The organism is Stanieria cyanosphaera PCC 7437 (assembly GCF_000317575.1).
Lineage (GTDB): Bacteria > Cyanobacteriota > Cyanobacteriia > Cyanobacteriales > Xenococcaceae > Stanieria > Stanieria cyanosphaera.
Window position 1 is genome coordinate 1,746,614 of the sequence record NC_019748.1, and the last position, 18,097, is coordinate 1,764,710.

Below are 18,097 nucleotides of genomic sequence, written 5' to 3' on the forward strand. Positions count from 1 at the left end.
TTTATTTTTAATACTGATTAATGATTCCAATGCCATTTTGGCAACACTAATTGCTTCTTTCTTGTCTAAAATTCAATATAAACCGATGGTTATAGTAGCTGCTTAAACCAAATAGATCAAATGCTAAACAACAAGGAATTTAGTCTTAAAATCCTTGTCGATCAATTAGCTAAGTTGTGTAATTTTCCGAGTGCTGGTCTAAGCTAGTTTGACTATTAAACACATGAACATCGACATAATTGATAATCTTGAAACGTTTCAGGCTCTCAAAAGCAATTGGGAATATGTTTATCAAGCAGATTCTGAAGCTCAGTTTTTTATTTCTTGGATTTGGATTGCTGGCAAACTCAAAAAATACGAAGAAAATAAATTGCCTTGGTTTATTTTGGCAGTCAAATTAAATTATGATGCTTCAGAATATGTTGCCTTTTTTCCTTTAGAAATTGAAATTAAACAATCTAATCCAGGTGATTTTTATAATCAACTTGCCACCGTAGGAGTAACAGATGCAGATTACTCAGGATTTATTTGCTTACCACAATACGAAGAAGAGATAGTTACTGCCTTGGCGCAATATCTTCAACAGCAAGAAACTTGGTCAGTTTTTGAATTAGAACACATTCTTACTACAAACAAGAAATTAAATCTATTTTTAAAAAAATTCGTTCAACCAGATTTTGAAATCCAACAACTTAACTCTGAGTATTTTACTAATTCTTTAGATGAAATTAATAATCAGATTATTCCTTATGTTGTTTTGCCAGATAGCTGGGATGATTATCTACAAAATTGTTTAAGTTCAAATACCAGACAAAAAATTAGACGTTTTTTTCGGAAAATCGAAAGCTCTGATGAGTTTCGCCTTACTGAAGTTGATGCAGACAATTTAGAACATCATATTGAAATACTGATTAAACTTTGGCGAGCTAATTGGGAAGGTAGAAAAGGCGCAGAAAGTTGTGATGCAATAGTGCATTCGATGAATTTAGAGTTACATCATTGCTTTGAGAATAATTGTTTATCTTTACTTATTTTATGGAAAAAAGAACAGCCTCTAGGAGCAATAGCCAACTTGATTGATAGAAGTAAAAAATCTATTTTGTTTTTTGTTGGTAGTCGAGATGAAACTTTTAAGGAACTACCACCTGGTTTTGTTCTTCATGCTTATGGTATTCAATCCGCCATTAATAATGGATTCAAAATCTACGATTTTTTAATGGGAAATGAGGCGTATAAATATTCTTTTGGAGCTAAAGAACGTTATATTCAAACTATTCTGGTTCAACGTCAAAACTGGATACAACAAAACAAAAAACTTGATCAACGAACTCTGCCAATTGCACTTGAGATTACTAAAAATTATCATCGAGCTAACCATCTGGTTGAGGCTGAAAAAGGATACCGTCAAATTTTAGCAGTACAAGCGAACCATCCAGAGGCACTATATGGTTTAGGTGTGCTTAGGCAACGTCAGGGACAATATCAAGCTGCTCAAGATTTGTTTAATCATTTAATTCAAGTTGAACCGAACCAGATCAAAGCTTGGTTTAGTTTGGGTAATATCTATCAATTTCAAAACCAGTTGAGCGACGCAGAACAAGCATATCAGCAAGCGTTAAATCTACAACCAGAGTCATCAGCTATTTCTTCAGCAATTTATCATAATCTTGGTTATACTTTTCAATTACAGAATAAATGGCAAAATGCGATCGCTTGTTATCAAAAAGCCCGAGAACTTCAACCTGATTCTGTAGAAGCTGAGGTGATTTGGGCTAATGCACTTGATACTCAAGGTCAATTATCTCCCGAACAACAAGCTGATTATGCTCTCAAAAATAGTGATTTGGGTAATAAACGACTTCAGGCAAGTGATTTTAGTGTGGCGATTGAATACTATCGTCAAGGGATCTCACTTAATCCAAAGTTGGCAGAGGCTCATTATCATTTAGGAGTAGCATTAGAAAAACAAAGTCAGAATAACTATCCAGAAGCGATTTCTTGTTATCAAAAGGCAATTGAACTTCAACCAAACTATCTCGAAGCAGAGGTTAGTTTAGCTAATTTACTTGATACTCAAGGCAAATTATCTCCTGAGCAACAAGCGGATTTGGCAATCAAAAATAATGAATTAGGAAATAAATGTTTACAGGAAGGTTATTGTAGTGTGGCGATTGAATACTATCGTCAAGCGATCGCACTAAGTTCAGATTGGGCAGAAGCTCATTATCATTTGGGAATAGCATTAGAAAAACAAAGTCAGAATAACTATCCAGAAGCGATCGCTTGTTATCAAAAGGCAATTGAACTTCAACCAAACTATTTAAAAGCAGAGCTAAGTTTAGTAAATTTACTTTATGCCCAAGGAAAGTTATCAGATCAACAAAAAGTAGATTATGCAGCCAAAAACAACAATCTAGCTCATCAGTATCGACAAGCAGGCAATTTAAAACTGGCGATCAAATATTATGAGCAAGCACTGGCATTAAATCCACAATTAGTAGATGCTCGTCATCAGTTAAGACTAGCGTTACAAGAACAGAGCGATCATCAAATCAAGATTAGTTGTGCCAAGCAATAGAAAGAAGTCTGGGATAACTACAGTTTGATTCCCAATACTTGAGTATGTGCGCCTCTTGCTTGAGTAACGCCGATAGTTCTTTCTGAAGCTTCAATCATGGGACGACGTAAACTAACTACTAAAAACTGAGCTTGTTGAGCTTGCTTTTTAACCATTTTTGATAGTCTGGCGACATTAGCACCATCTAAAAACATATCGACTTCATCAAAAGCATAGAAGGGAGAGGGGCGATATCTTTGTAGAGAAAAGATAAAACTAAGAGCGGTGAGAGATTTTTCTCCTCCAGACATAGAACTTAATCTTTGAACTGGTTTTCCTTTGGGATGGGCAACTAGATTTAAACCACCATTAAAAGGATCTTCTTCATCATCTAATTGTAAGTGTCCGTCTCCTTCAGAAAGTTCGGCAAAAATAGTTTGGAAGTTTTGATTAACTGCATCAAAGGCTTCTTTGAAAGCTCGCAAACGAAGGGTGGTAAATTTTTCAACTCGTAATAATAATTCGGTTCTTTCTGCTGCAATGGTACTTAATTTTTCTGAGAGTTCTTGTAACCTGGCTTCGGTTTTTTCATATTCTTCTAACGCCAGCATATTTACTGGTTCCATTGCTTCTAATTTTTTTTCTCCTTTACGAATTTGTTTTTGTAATTGTTCTAGTTGTTCGGAGATGTTATCAAAGGTAATTTGTTCTCCTGCTTCTGTTTCTTCATCGGTATTGATTAGTTGAGGTATATCAGGAATGGGATCGGGAAGTTCTTGTTGATGTTCAGCTAGTTGTTGTTGAAGATGTTGTAGTGTCTCTTTTCTTTCTTGTTGGGTGGTTTGTAATTTTTCTAGTTTCCAGCAAGTTTGTTGTTGTTGATTTTGTAATTTTCTAACCAATGTTTCAATGCGATCGCGTTCTTGTTTGGTTGTGCCTAATTGTTCATTTAGTTGTTGTAGTTGTTGTTCTGATTCAGTTATTTTTTGTTCGATTTCGATCAGTTGATGATTGATGGCTGATTGTTCATCTTTAATAGTTAGTTGTTCCTGTTTTAATTGAACTAGATGTTGTTGAGCTTCTTCATTTTTTTCGCTCAGACGTTGATATTGGCTTGCTGCATCTTTGAGTTGATTTTCTGCTTCTCGAAGAATTTTTTCTTGATGAGCAAATTCGTTTTCTTTAGTTTTAATTACTGCTTGAATCTGTTGCCATTCACTTTGGTTGTGAGATAATTCTAATTCATCTAGACGTTGTTGATATTCTTGTAATTTGATTTCTTGTTCGGGAAGATTGGTTGCTAAAATTTGTAAGCGGACTTGAATATTTTCTTGCTCTTGTTGATAATTTTGAAGGTTATTAGTTAATTGTGTTTGTTGTTTTTCTAAACGATTAATTTCTTGTTTAAGTTGTTCTAAACGAAGTTGTTTCTCTCTACCATTTTGTCTCGCTTCAGTTAATTCTTTGCCCAAATTCTTGATTTGAATTGATAAATCTGCTATTATTCTGTCATTGTCTGATAAGATGGACGCTATTTCTGTCAATCGCTGCTTCAAGGCTTCTACTTCTTCCGACTCTTTAGTAGAAACAGCCCCAAAATGCAAGCTAGAACGAGAAGATTGACTTCCACCTGTCATTGCACCACTACTTTCTAAGATTTCCCCTTCTAATGTAACAATTCGGTATTTTCCTAGATGATGACGGGCATGATTAAGACTGTCAAAAACAACGGTGTTATTAAAAACATAAGCAAAGATTTTCTGATAACGAGACTCACAACTAATTAAATTAACTGCCAGATCGATAAAACCCTGATTATAACGAAGCGTAGTGGTATCAAGATGACGAGGCGCTTGAATTTTATTGAGCGGTAAAAAAGTTGCCCTACCTGCTCGTTGTGCTTTTAGTAATTCAATTGCTTGGGAAGCAATTCGCTCATCTTCTACTACTAAACAGCCTAATCTTCCTCCCGCAGCAGTTTCTAAAGCAAGTTGATAATTCGCTGCTACTTGTCCTAATTGAGCAACTAAACCATGTACTCCAGGTAAATTAGCATTAATAATTACTTGAGTAGCATAAGTTCCTTGGGCTTCTTGTTGTGCTTGTTTGGTAGCTTCTAGTTTATCTAATTCTCTTTGTTTATCTCGTTGTTCTTTCAGCAGACGTTTTTGAGTATCTTGTTGAATTGTGCATTCATGTTCGGTAATAGTTAATTGTTGAGCAAGATGTTTGATTTGTTCTTCTGCTGTTTTGACTTGATCAGATAAATCATTGAAATTGTTTTGTTTATTAACCAGTTCCTCTTGAGTGGTTTGCAGAAGTTGAGTTTGTTCGGTAATTTTATTTTCTAGTTGAGATTGTCTTTCTATAATAGTTGCTTGTTCAGTACGTTGAGGATTAAGACTATCTTGAATGGCTGAAATTTGACGAGTAAGATTAGCTTGTTCTTGTACCCAAGCTTCTGATGCTGCTGCAACTTGATCTGCTGTTTCTCTAGTTTGAACTAGTATTTTTTTAGCTTGTTGAGATTTAGAAGATAACTGAGGAATAGTTTCTGTTTCTAATTTATTTTTGACTAAAGTAAGTTGTGCTAAATCCTGCTGATAGTTGTGCAGTGCTTGTTCATTTTTTGCTTGAGCTAATTGCTTTTGTTGAATTAAATTTTGTAATTCTGTTTGTCGCTGTTGTAGTTGATGACGTTTAGCTTTTTGAGTAGCTAAAGTAGACGCGATCGATAGTTGTTCTTCTTCACCCAATGCTTTGACACGAGTATTTAATTGATCTAATTGGGTAGCAGTTTCTGCAATTTTTAACTCTAATTGATTTAATTCTTCAGTTAATTGATTTGACTCTGTTTCACCTTGATTTATCTCTGCTAAAAGTTGTTGTTGTTGTTGGGTTAAGGATTGCCAAATCAATACTATTTCCCATAGCTTTTGTTGCTGAATTTTTTCCTTTAATTTCCGATACCTTTCTGCTTTAATTCGGTCTGCTGCTAAACGATCGCGACTACTAATTAGTTCTTGTTCAATAATATGACAATGTTCTTCTCTTTCGCGAACTTTTTCTAAGGTACGTCTACTTTGTTCAATTTTGCGATCAAATGCTGCTACTCCAGCTAATTCATCAATAATTTCCCTTCTTTCTTTGCCATTCATGGAAATGATGCGCGTAACATCTCCTTGTAAGACAACATTGTAGCCTTCAGGATAAATTCGCAAACGACTCAACTGTTCATGTAATTCTGTAGCGGTACAAACTTCTCCATTCATATAAAAAGTTGAGGAATAATTACCACCCTTCCCAACTTTAAGACGACGAGTAACTGTCCATTCATTGGAGGTTGATTTATCAATTACACCAACATTATTTTTTTGAGGTTCAAGGAAATTGTTTTCTTGATCGCTATGATGATTAATTTCTTCTAATGCCATTGAATTATTTGAAGACTCCACTGAAGAGATTACTTTTTGTTCAGCTAAATCTTCTAAATCCGAAATATCAAAAGTAACTGAAACAATTGCTTCCGATGTGCGACCATTACCATTATTATTATGTTTATGATTGACTAGATCTGGCAAGCGATCGGCACGCATTCCTTTAGAACTAGCTAAACCTAAGCAAAACAACAGTGCATCAAGAATATTGGATTTTCCCGAACCATTTGGACCTGATATAACTGTAAAACCAGGTAAAATCGGAATTTTTGCCGTACCACCAAAAGATTTGAAGTGAGATAGTTCAATGCGCTTGATGTGAACCATGTAAATTGTTTACTTAGCTAGTTAAACAGTATAAATGTATTGGATGAAAAGGTAGACTATCACAAACACTATCTTGTTTGACATATTTCTGGGCAATTGGTGGTAAAAAACCAGTTTTTTTTAACAGTTAGTAATATTTGTTGATGGTTGATGGTTATTATTGGCGTCAGAAACGTGAAACGAAGGATCAAAGGGCGGAATGCCCCGCTTGCAAGCCCCGATGGATTCCCCACACTTGAATTTAATTCAAGTGTACCGAGCGGTAAAAAACTGATAACTGATAACTGGTAACTGATAACAGCCTATGAACTAGAAATAATTCTTCTGGCTAATCTTAATTTAGCAGAACGAGAACGAGGATTTTGTTGTTGTTCATTGCTTTGGGGAATAATTGGTTTTTTGGTAATAACTTCTAATAACTCATTGTTGCGAAATTGATGTTTAACAATTCGGTCTTCTAAACTATGAAAGGTAATAATAGCAATTATGCCTGTTGGTTTGAGCCAATGGGGTGCTATTGATAAAAAAGTTTCTAAAGATTGTAGTTCTTGATTAACAACTATTCTTAAAGCTTGGAATACTCTTGTTGCAGGATTAATTCTACCATAGCGATATTTGGGAGGAACAGAAGACGCGATCGCGTTGGCTAATTCGATAGTATTATTAAAGGGACGCTGTTGAACTATTCTTTTTGCTATTCGACGCGAGAGTCTTTCTTCTCCATATTGATAGAAAATATTAGCTAATTTTACTTCATCCCAATGATTGATAATTTCGGCAGCAGTTAAAGCTTGATTTTGATCCATCCGCATATCTAAGGGGGCAGTTTGACGAAAACTAAAGCCTCGTTCCGCTACATCTAGTTGGGGGGAACTTACGCCTAAATCTGCTACAATGCCATCAAATAAGATTTTCTTTGGTTGATAATGAGCAAAGTTTCCTTGCCAAAATTGCAGTTGTTGAGGATAGTATTGAGAAAGTCTTACTTGAGTAGCTGCGATCGCATTTTGATCTCGATCTATAGCTGTTACTTTAACATTTTCCGCAGCAGATAAGATTAATTCACTATGTCCTCCTCCTCCTACAGTTGCATCTAAATAATGTCCTTCTGGAATGATATTTAATCCTGCAATCAATTCTCTACTCAAGACGGAGATGTGAATAAAAGAAATATTTTCTACTTGTGACACTAAAAAAAATTGCTCCTAGTTTAAATCAAATTTTGATTGATGCGATGGGTGTTGTTGGAAATTGACGCAATTTTGATTTTTAGTAGCGGGTATTTCTAGGCACGCCTTTTCCATTATTTAGATAATATCATGTCAAGTTGTCAAGGTCAATCGTTTTTTTGATTAACAATTATTGTAGACAGGTAAACTTATAGCTGTTTATTACTAATTATGAGACTGATAAGTGATCGTTAAAATTGAATCAAGTAATAATCTTAGTTTAAATAAATCTTTGTCCACTCCACCAAAAACTGATTGAAGGGATGCGATCAAGAGTTATTTAAAATTGATACAGTTCTAATTTTGTTAAACGGGTATTTCTAGGCACGCCTTTTCCATTATTTAGATAATATCATGTCAAGTTGTCAAGGTCAATCGTTTTTTTTTGATTAACAATTATTGTAGACAGGTAAACTTATAGCTGTTTTTACTAATTATGAGACTGATAAGTGATCATTGATACTAAATCTTGTTAGCATACATCATTTAAAAATTGTGTAAAGGCAGAGGGTAAGAGGCAGAAAAATTTAAAGTATTTCAAAAAGGCAACTTAAAAGTGGGGTTTGAGAATATGATCATCCAAGCGAAAAATTCCTAGACGCGTCGCAATTTTAAAATTGAATCAAGTAATAGTTGGTTTAAAGAACTTGTAGTGGGCAAATCATTATTACTTAAAAGCTTTTGTCTAGCTTTAATTTTTGCCTATCCTATCGAAAACTGATTGAAGGGATGCGATCAAGAGTTATTTAAAATTGATACAGTTCTAATTTTGTTAGGCGGGTATTTCTAGGCGCACTTTTTCCATTATCTAGATAGTATCATGTCAAGTTGTCAAGGTCAATCTTTTTTTTATCTCAATATTTCTTTAGCAGCTAAGATTATCTCTGTTTATACTTTCATAAAGTAGAGATAATTATCGATTTAAATCCAAATAAATTGCTAATTTAAGTTGCAAATCTGTTTCTAATTCACCAATTAGATGAATAAATCTTTTCTTATCAAAAGTATCAGGATCAATAGTTATTATTTCACTATCTTGCTCAAGATAATTTTAGTAAAAAAACTCTAGCTGCTTCTCTACTTGTTTGAGTAACAGAAATTGTATTTATTGTTTTTTAATTCCCTGGTACTTGCTCAAATTGCTTTGACACCAATCTTTTCTAGCTGGCAAGTTCCCGTATAATTTACGAGAGGCTATTTCTAATAAAGGTTGTCCTGAATCTTGAGGTAAATTCAAATCGGGAGGATCGTTAGGATCGTTCTGTTGACGTAAAAAATCAGTCACAAACACCACATTGCGATCGCTATTCCAATAAAATTGTAATTGTGCTTTATTAATTAAATAAGATGGTAATTCCCCAGGAAACTTTGGTGGTAGACGATTATTTCCTGCATCAGATAATACCATTACAATTCGATAAGAGTTACCGTGCTTTCCTGTTACCCAACCAAGTTGATTGAAAGTTTTAAAATCAGATTGATTTTGATTGAGATAAAAACTCATCGCACCAGCAGCACCAATTTCTCTTGAACCTTCAAAAACCCATAAAGTATTGAGATTAAGGCAAGGAGATGCAGTTTGAATTAAAGATTTAGAAGAACGAAGATATTGATAAATAACAAACCCTTTTGTCACTGCAATATAAGTAATAGTCCAAGCGATAAATAAAGAGAGTAAGGATAATAAATACCGATTTCTGAGCATTGCTATTCCTGCTACTAAAAATCCTACTCCAAGGGTGATTAAAACAGTAAAAATTAGCTGATTAATTTCTGTTTTATTGTTAATGCTTAGCAAAAAAATCGATAGCTGAGGTAAAAAATAGATCGTACTTAAACAAACAACTCCGATTAAAATTGAAATAAAACCATATATTTTAAATGAATGATAACTGAAATAACCAGCACATAAAATAATATAAGGCGCAATAGCAGGAATACTATAATAAATCAGACGAGAAGAAAGAGGTAGAAATACTAGAATTGGTAGTGTAAAAGCGATCGCAAGTAAAATAATAGCTGATTGATGTTTGGTTTGATATTGTTGCCAAGCAAACTTAATGACAGAAGGAAAAAATAAAATCCAAGGTAAACACCAGACAGCAGTAATTCCTAAATAACCTAAAGCACTAATTTTTGAAACTTCATAGTCAGGTGGAAAACGACGATCAAAAATGCGATTAAGATGTTCGTTAAAAATAAAATAATGCAGAAAACCGGGATTAGCTTTTTCTACTGCAATAAACCAAGGTAAAGTTATGGCTATAATTAATAAGATTCCCTGCCCAAGTTTTATTTTTTGAACAATTTTATTGTTTCGTTTAATTATAATTAATCCAAGTAAACCAGCTAAAGGAAAAGCAATACCAATTAAACCTTTAGTTAATAAACATAAACTTAGACAACCATAAAAAGCTAAGAAAAAAATATAAGATTTAGGTTGAGATAATAATTTCCATAAAAAATAATTACTAGCAAGTAATAACGTTCCTAACAAAACATCAATTAATAACTGATGGGTAAAAATAAACCATCCAGTAGTTACAGTTAACATGATTACTGCAATACGACTAGCTACAATTCCCCATAATTCTCTACTCCATAACCAAGCTATAATAATTCCGAGCCATCCCGATAAAGCGATCGGTAATCTAACAGCAAATTCTGTAGTACCAAAAATTTTAATTGAAATAGCAATTAACCAATATAAAAGTGGTGGTTTATTTAAATAAGGTGCGCCATTAAGATAAGGAGTGAGCCAATCTTTTCGTAAAATCATTTCTTGGGCAACCATTGCAAAATGACCTTCATGAGGTTCATATAAACCATAGTTGCCAATACCAAAAGTAATTATTGCTAAAGTTGAAATTAATATTAAAATATCTAATTTTAGGGATTTTTTATGAATCAATGTCATCTTCAACTTAACTTTTTAATGTATGTATGTTTTTGAAGTTAAAATAATTATATTGAACGACTAAATTGTTGGTAGTAATTGATCTAAACATTTGTTGATTATATAGCAGTACAAAGAAAGATTAGGACATTATTGTAAATCGTAGGCGCGATTGGCCAATCGCCCTGACAAGATTTGCGTGTCCTAACCTAAATACGTAGTGCCATAGTATTAATATTATCTTTTTAAAAGCATAAAAATATTGTGAAAAAATACCCAAAAATCTTTTTGTTAAAATAAGTTATGTGATTGTTAATTATAATTGTTCGAGATTAAATTTGTTGCGAATAAATATGCAGATCGGAGCGTTTAAGAGCAAGTTATTTTAATTATATTTAATCGCTTAGTAACTTACAAAATTAATGTTTTCTATTCCCTTTCCCCTCTTCCCTGTATAATCGTGCCAATGGTAATTTAAAAAGCGAATAACTATCATTAGACAAAAAGCAAACGGCTATTGGCGTCTACAACTCTCAATCTTTGTTGCAATTTAAATAAAATTAATCGAAGCAGACTTGATATAAGGTATTGTCTCAAAAAATTACCAATAGATAAAACTACTTTCAACCGCATCAGTTGATACAGTTTTAGTCCCCATTCTAAGACAGTCTGAATTAAGAAGCTAAAGAGTGGTAGGACTAGCTTATGAATAAAAAAATTTATAATCACGACATCATGATTTGCACCCATGAAGCGGTGAGAGGAAACTATTTGTTTTCTGGTAGAGTTTTGGGGACAACTGAACCAGAAGATTTGATTCAATTACATCCCGATCTTAAATCACAGTGGCAATTTATTACTGCTCATTACGATCGCATTGGTTTAAGTCATAGTAAAAATGTTATTTGGGATGTATCTCACACGTTGATGAGTGATTATCCAGATTACGATATTTCTGTGTTTATTTTTGGTGATGTAGTTGACAATCACAGTAACGATCACAAATGGTTTCATCAAATCGATCCAAAATGGTTTGAAGTAGTTGAATATGTTAACTCAAAAAACAATTTTATAAAATTAGCAGAAAAATTGGGGGTAAAAGTTCCTCAAACTAAGTGTTTTGACACTAAAACAAAGATTGCTAACTGGGATGATTTAATTTATCCTTGCTATCTCAAACCAGCAGTATCTGTAGATGGTGTTGGTATCTATCGTTGTCAAGATCAACAACAACTTAAGGAAGCTTTAAAAGAGTTTGATGATAAAGTACCATTACAAATTCAACAAGAAATAAACTCCTTTAACTTTCTTAATCTACAATATCGAATAAACAAGCAAGGATTAGAACGTTTTGCTGCCACCGAACAAGTATTGGATGGTTATGCACATCAGGGTAATCGTTATCCTACCAAACATCAGCCTTGGTCAATTGTCCAACCAATGGCAGAATGGATGTATCAACAGGGAATGAAAGAAATATTTGCCTTTGATGTAGCGGTAGTAGAAACAGAAACCGAACCAAGTTATTATGCGATCGAATGTAATCCTCGTTTTAATGGTGCATCCTATCCTACTGGAATTGCTCAAAAACTTCAAATACCTAGTTGGACTTGTGAAAATTTTGAAACTAAATATCGTTCTTTAGCAGAAATTGATCTCAAAGATATTGAATTGGATCTGAGTAAACAAACAGGAGTAATTATGGTTAATTGGGGTACGATTTTAATGGGAAAAATAGGTATTTTATTAGCTGGAACAGTCGCTCAACAAAAAGACTTAAGGACAATTATTAAACAAAGACTTTAGGATAACGTTTCTTATTTTTGTGAGGTATATTAACACTCTGTTTTTTGTTGATAATTGATGTTAATTGTTCATCCCTCATAATTAGTAACTGGTAACTAGTAATGGTATACCTCATCATTTATAGAATTGCTATATTTTTCATTAGAACGAATAAAATTTGCAATACAACTAGCAGATAAAACTTTAAACTCTGAGTTAGGAAAAATATTACACTCATTTCCTAACCTAGCTAAAACTAATTCTTGTTTTTGTTTGACAATGGAAATAGCATTGTTAAGTTCAGGCTGAAATTGTTTTAACCAAAAATTGTTGTTTAAATATTCTACTTGAAACGCATTTTGGTCTATTAACCACAAATCAATCTGATATTGATTAATAAAATTTTGGATTTCGGTTAAATTTTGACTGTATTGAGCATGAATTAAATCTTTAACTCGCTGGCGAATTGATTGATAATAATCAAGATGATAAGGAATAGCATATTCTTGACTAACTAATACTCTTTTTTTAGCAAAAGTAGGAATAAAATCTCCTTCTGAACTTAAGGTAGCAATTAAATAGTCTTTAGGTTGCTGTTGTAAAAATTGATATAATTCTAAAGCTTTTCCTTCAACATAACCCAAGCGATAAGGATAAGCTTGTACTGCATAAGTAGGATATAAAAGTAAACTAATTAATCCTACAGAAATTAGGTTTTTAGTTAGTGGTTGGTATTGAGTAAATTTACGTTCAAACCAGTGACGAAAACTATTTAATAAAATTGCAACAGTAATGCCATCAATCAAAGCAATTAAAATTCTTAGAGTATGCTGGCTATAACGACTTGGGAGATGTAATTTAAATAAAAATAAATGAGCTAAACCAAACATGATCGAAGCAGCTAAGAAAACTTGCCATAAAATTCTGATATTACTATTTATCTTCGTGACTAAAGGAAAGCGATTCGGCAACAATTTCAACCAAGGCAAAATTAAACCAAAAGAACACAACAAAACATATTGCCATTCTCTGGGAAAAAATCCACTTCTTTGTGCTGACAACCAAAAAGTCACAGGATTATCTAAGAAAAAAGTATTTCTTCCTTCAGCATAAAATTCTGGTAATAGTTTAGCTTCATTGACAGTAATTACATTACCAAATTGGGAAGTTTTTAAACTGTAGATTAATAAGATAACTCCCGCAGTTAATAAACCAGATAGACAAAACAACCGATTATTTTTTTCAGTAATCAATTTAATAATTAAAACTACTGCGGAAAGTAACACAGTTTGAGGATAAAATAATCCTTGCAAAATTATTATCAGTAAACAAAGTAATAAAGATTGTTTTAATAGATAGTAAACAAAAGCTAAAAACAAAGGATAAAAAAAAGCTCTTGGTGTACCAGAAGATAAATCATCAAGCATCCAGAGATTTTGATTTAATAATAAAGTGGCAATAAAACCAGCCAAAGGAACAGGAAAAATTTCTAAACAAACCAGAAAACAATAGATACTGGTAACAACACCAATTAATAAAGGCGAAATTTTATTCAACCAAAATATATTTATACCTAACTTATTAATAAATTTATATAAATTAGTAAATCCCCAAGGTGCAACCGATTGAAAATAATCAGCAATTAAATCTCCTGAAAATAATTCTGGAGCGTTAAATTGTTGCATCCAAAAAATATGTTGCCTAGCATCATCTTGAATTGTATAAGGAGATTGAAAAGCTAGTTTTAATCCAGCCAAGCTAAATAATATTGCTGTAGCAATGCTTAAAGCGAGCCAAAAATTATATTTGGATTTAAAAAAAAACATTTATGACTTCGATCTTCCAATTGATTACTTAAATAATAAATAACAGGTTGGCGATCAATAAAGTGAAAGGTTAGCTTTCAAAAGTTCTTATCGCAGTAGATTTTTCTGAAAAATAATATCGCGATCGCTCTAAGTCAAATTATAATTTGTTTGATATCTTTATTAGCTCTTAGTGCGATCGCGATTAACTAATTTCTTATTAATAAGATTGTTTGAGTCGATGGCAATTGTATATTAAACTAATTTATTTTGTTAATAATTATCCTTAAGCTTGTTCATGAACTGCTTGTTGATACAATTTCTGAATCTTTTTGAGAACTTTATCAAATGCTGATTTACGAGGTTGGTTAGTTGGATCTAGAAGTTGTAATTTTTCAATTAGTTTGACTTCACGAACGTCTACATCTCCATCGCTATAAATTAAACCGCTAATTTTTTCAAATAATTCTTGATAGTCAGCTTGAGTAGGATTTTTTCCCAAATAATCTTCTAACCATTGGTAGCATTCTTCTGATTTAATTGGTTTAAGTTCTGCTAATAAAGTTTTTATTTCAGGATCTTCAGCCAGTTGAAAATCACTAGCGATGCGATGAAAATATTTTCTTTCCTCTGGTTGAATTACACCATCAATCCAAGCAGCACCAATTAAAATTTTGAGTAATTGTTTCATTTTTCCGATTTTTTTCCAATATATTTGCATCTTAAAACTCTCGTTGTAACTTAACCATAAAAAATCCATCCATATTATGTTTGTGGGGAAAAACCTTAATCCAACCAGGGAATGTAGCAAAATGATTAGCTGGAGAGTCAAAAACTGAAGACTCAATTTGCCACTCAGGATGAGACTGAAGAAAAGATTCGATCACTACTTCATTTTCCAACCGATTAAGGGTACAAGTCGCATACACTATGATACCTCCCGGTTTAACCCAAGTTGCTGCCTGATTTAATAGTTGCTGTTGTAACTGAGAAAGTTCCCCAATTTTGGTCAGAGTTTGTCGCCAACGAATATCAGGGCGTTTGTGAAGCGTACCTAAACCAGAGCATGGTGCATCTAACAAAACGCGATCAACTAAAAATTTAGAGTTACATTGTACTGTACGATTACGACTATCTCCAGGACATATTTTAATTGATTTTAGTTGTAGTCGTTGAGCATTTTCTTGAACTTTGTTGAGTCGTTTCTCAGAAAGATCACAAGCATAAATGACACCTTGATCTTTGATTAATTCAGCGATATGAGTCGTTTTTCCGCCTGGTGCAGCACAAGCATCTACAATAGTTTCTCCTGGTTGGGGATCGAGTAGATGAGTTACTAATTGCGCACTACTATCTTGTACCATCCACCAACCTGCTTCATAACCAGGTAATTGATTGATTTTTCCTGCGCTGTTAGTTAATCTTAAAGTCTGAGATAGATGAGGTACACGTACTGTAGTTATGCCTTGGTCTAGAAAAGCTTTTTCTACGGTTTCTAGAGAAGTTTTGAGTAAATTAATTCTGAGATCAATCTGGGCAGGTTGATTGAACCAGCCACATAATTGTTCTACTTCTGATGCTGGTAGTTGTTGTAAAAAAGTTTCAACAATCCAGTCAGGAAAACTATATTTAATACCAATTTTAGTAACTGGATTATTTGGTAATTCTAAAGGATCGCAATTGGTTGCTTGGCGAAGATATTCTCTTAATAAACCATTGACTACACCAGCGAGTTTTTTTAAACCATTTTGTTTAGCTAATTCCACACTGGTATTAACTGCTGCCGAAACAGGAATGTGATCGAGATATCGCAGTTGATACAAACCCATTTGCAAAATAATCCTTAAATTAGGAGGCTGTTGCTGAGCTTTTTTTTTGCCAAGTAAGTTAATTAAACTATCAAGAGTTCTTTGACGACGCACAATGCCATAAACTAATTCACAAGTTAAACTTTTTTCTACTGAACTTAGTTCTGGCGATGAACGCAAAACTCGATCTAAAGCAATATCTGTATAAGCTTTTTTTTGATAAATTTCTTGTAGAGCTAGAAAAGCTAGTTGACGAGAATTAGAAGCAGTTGCCATCAGAGTGTAAGGATGAACCAAAAAAATTTGGATACTTGATAAATTACCAAGAGCGAATTTTAACTCGCCAATATATCTTATCTCTCTACAGAAACTAAATACATTAGAGAAAATTTGATTAGACAGTAAATGATAATTGAATAACTAGATCGTTAAAATCTTGATCTCCGCCATGAGCTAAATCTTCAAAACCCCAAGTGTTATCGCTCAACAATCTAACGTGGTCTACTTTGTCCCAATTTGCTTCTAAATAGGCAAAATAAACTGATTTTTGCTCGTCAGAACTTGAATCAAAAGAAGCCAAAGTTTGCTCTAGAGTATTATTAGCAATGAGAAAAGGAGCATATAAATGTCCCCCTTGTAGAACATTTTTAATATTCTTTTCTTGATGAGTAAAACTGATTCCTAGCTGTTGACTATTGCGTAAAGCTGCTTGAGTGTAACCAACTTCACCAGGATTCAATGCTTCTCCTGTGATAGGGTCAATTACTTTACCTTGTTCATTTTCTACCTGATAAAAGCCTACTGTATTTTTATAAGCTGCTTCACTCTCAATCACAGGAACATCTACCTGTACTTGCTGTCCAACCAAATTACGCAAATCAGCTAACTCACCTTCTGGTTGTCCTTGTACTTGAGTACCAATGGGTAGAGTTTGTTTAGTTAACCCAAGAGTTAGGGCTAAGTCGCTCTTACTATCTTCAAAATTAATTTGAAATTGATTATTTTCTATAGTAGTAATTGGTAGTTTATTTAAATGTACTTTACTATAAGCATCAGGATTTGCTAACACTTCATCAGTAGTTCCATTTTCGATTAAATAAAAGCTTAAAAATTTTCCTTGAATATTATCAATAATACGACTGGGATTAAGAATAAAATTATCAGGAAGAACAGAAAAAATAGTCTTGCTTCGATTCAAAGCAGCTTGTACATAACCATCTTGACTCGGTAAAACACCATTAATACGACCTTCTGAATCATCAACAACAAAGATACCAAGCTCATGAATATTGGTTGTTTCAACATCTTTGCTACTGAGTTGAAATTGTAGTTTAGCTCTATTGATGTCTCCACCTAGTTGAAGGATATAAGGATTTTGCTGGGTAAGACTTAAAGTCGGAGTATACTGATAAGCCGTTACTGTACTTTGACTTAGACTAGGAACTATCACTAAATCTTGGTCAGGAATTAACCCAATATCAGCCGTGCCTTCCAATCCAGAAATTAAACTGTAAGATGTTTTGTCGGTAGGATTAACAACAAATAATTCACCAGCAATGTAATCGGAAACAATAAAATTTCCTTCTAAATCTTGCTCAAGTCCATCTAAATTGCCCAGAGGAGACTGAGTGATTACTTGTTTTTCTTCAGAAGTTAGATCGAGTTTGAAAATATTCCCTGGTACATCAGTAGCAAAAGTTGCGGTATCTGTAATATTGCCCCATCCTGCCACAAAAAGATGATTATCTTTGATCAAAAGACCATTAGGTGATTCTAAGTGCTTTCCTTCGGCAAAAATTGTTACCTGACCATCTTTAACTTGATAAATACGGTTGGTAATAGTGTCAGAAACAAAAACTCTACCATCCTCGGCAATGGCTACGTCATTAAGGTAAATTGACTCAGGAATAGAAATTTTTTCGATGATTTGAGCAGAGCGAAGATCGATTACTACTAATTCATCAATATCTGCTACCCAAAGCTTGCCTTGAAAAGCACGCATACCGTGAGGAGCATTTAGGCCTTCAACCCATTTATCTTTTAGGATTTTACCTGATGGGGAGATTTTACTGAGCCAACCTTGACCATCTTTGGTTACCTCATTACCGACAACATTGGCAACAAAAATCTCGTTAGTTTCGGGATGGTAATAAACGCTTTCTGGATTAATAATTGATTCGTTGGCAATCGTCCAAAAGTTACTATTAATCATTAGTTATACTGGTTAATTTTCATTCGAGCCTAGGTTACCCA

9 protein-coding genes are annotated in these 18,097 nt (G+C 33.4%); 2 read left to right on the forward strand and 7 right to left on the reverse strand.

Features of this window, described 5'->3' with window-relative positions; translation table 11 throughout:
- Positions 1–223: 223 nt before the first annotated feature.
- Positions 224–2,578, forward strand: a complete 2,355-nt coding sequence (locus STA7437_RS07605) for a GNAT family N-acetyltransferase (protein ID WP_015192800.1) — start codon at positions 224–226, stop codon at positions 2,576–2,578.
- Positions 2,579–2,595: 17 nt separating this feature from the next.
- On the opposite strand, the gene smc is transcribed toward STA7437_RS07605, so the two are convergent.
- The 3 genes from smc to STA7437_RS07620 all read right to left on the reverse strand — a co-directional run bounded on the left by smc (position 2,596) and on the right by STA7437_RS07620 (position 10,467).
- Complete coding sequence (gene smc, locus STA7437_RS07610) at positions 2,596–6,321, reverse strand: chromosome segregation protein SMC (RefSeq protein WP_015192801.1); 3,726 nt, start codon at positions 6,319–6,321, stop codon at positions 2,596–2,598.
- 302 nt (positions 6,322–6,623) lie between these two features.
- Positions 6,624–7,511, reverse strand: coding sequence for a 16S rRNA (cytosine(1402)-N(4))-methyltransferase RsmH (gene rsmH, locus STA7437_RS07615; protein WP_015192802.1), 888 nt, complete (start codon positions 7,509–7,511; stop codon positions 6,624–6,626).
- A 1,144-nt stretch (positions 7,512–8,655) separates the two neighbouring features.
- Complete coding sequence (locus STA7437_RS07620; protein WP_015192803.1) at positions 8,656–10,467, reverse strand: ArnT family glycosyltransferase; 1,812 nt, start codon at positions 10,465–10,467, stop codon at positions 8,656–8,658.
- 684 nt (positions 10,468–11,151) lie between these two features.
- Between STA7437_RS07620 and STA7437_RS07625 the strand changes: the two genes are divergently transcribed.
- Entirely contained in the window at positions 11,152–12,252 is a 1,101-nt protein-coding gene (locus tag STA7437_RS07625; protein ID WP_015192804.1) for an ATP-grasp domain-containing protein, read from the forward strand.
- Positions 12,253–12,347: 95 nt separating this feature from the next.
- On the opposite strand, the gene STA7437_RS07630 is transcribed toward STA7437_RS07625, so the two are convergent.
- The 4 genes from STA7437_RS07630 to STA7437_RS07645 form a co-directional block, all read right to left on the reverse strand.
- Entirely contained in the window at positions 12,348–14,057 is a 1,710-nt protein-coding gene (locus STA7437_RS07630; RefSeq protein ID WP_015192805.1) for a hypothetical protein, read from the reverse strand.
- 265 nt (positions 14,058–14,322) lie between these two features.
- Positions 14,323–14,757, reverse strand: a complete 435-nt coding sequence (locus STA7437_RS07635) for a tellurite resistance TerB family protein (protein ID WP_015192806.1) — start codon at positions 14,755–14,757, stop codon at positions 14,323–14,325.
- 1 nt (position 14,758) lies between these two features.
- Positions 14,759–16,120: a 16S rRNA (cytosine(967)-C(5))-methyltransferase gene (locus STA7437_RS07640; RefSeq protein WP_015192807.1), complete on the reverse strand. Its 1,362-nt coding sequence runs from the start codon at positions 16,118–16,120 to the stop codon at positions 14,759–14,761.
- 118 nt (positions 16,121–16,238) lie between these two features.
- Positions 16,239–18,056, reverse strand: a complete 1,818-nt coding sequence (locus STA7437_RS07645; protein WP_015192808.1) for a DUF4114 domain-containing protein — start codon at positions 18,054–18,056, stop codon at positions 16,239–16,241.
- Positions 18,057–18,097: the final 41 nt, after the last annotated feature.

What these genes read in the sequence shown, in the direction of transcription:
- STA7437_RS07605 (WP_015192800.1), top strand. Translation starts at nt 224, where the DNA reads ATGAACATCGACATAATTGATAATCTTGAAACGTTTCAGGCTCTCAAA.
- smc (WP_015192801.1), bottom strand. Translation starts at nt 6,321, where the DNA reads ATGGTTCACATCAAGCGCATTGAACTATCTCACTTCAAATCTTTTGGT.
- STA7437_RS07620 (WP_015192803.1), bottom strand. Translation starts at nt 10,467, where the DNA reads ATGACATTGATTCATAAAAAATCCCTAAAATTAGATATTTTAATATTA.
- STA7437_RS07625 (WP_015192804.1), top strand. Translation starts at nt 11,152, where the DNA reads ATGAATAAAAAAATTTATAATCACGACATCATGATTTGCACCCATGAA.
- STA7437_RS07630 (WP_015192805.1), bottom strand. Translation starts at nt 14,057, where the DNA reads ATGTTTTTTTTTAAATCCAAATATAATTTTTGGCTCGCTTTAAGCATT.
- STA7437_RS07635 (WP_015192806.1), bottom strand. Translation starts at nt 14,757, where the DNA reads ATGCAAATATATTGGAAAAAAATCGGAAAAATGAAACAATTACTCAAA.
- STA7437_RS07640 (WP_015192807.1), bottom strand. Translation starts at nt 16,120, where the DNA reads ATGGCAACTGCTTCTAATTCTCGTCAACTAGCTTTTCTAGCTCTACAA.
- STA7437_RS07645 (WP_015192808.1), bottom strand. Translation starts at nt 18,056, where the DNA reads ATGATTAATAGTAACTTTTGGACGATTGCCAACGAATCAATTATTAAT.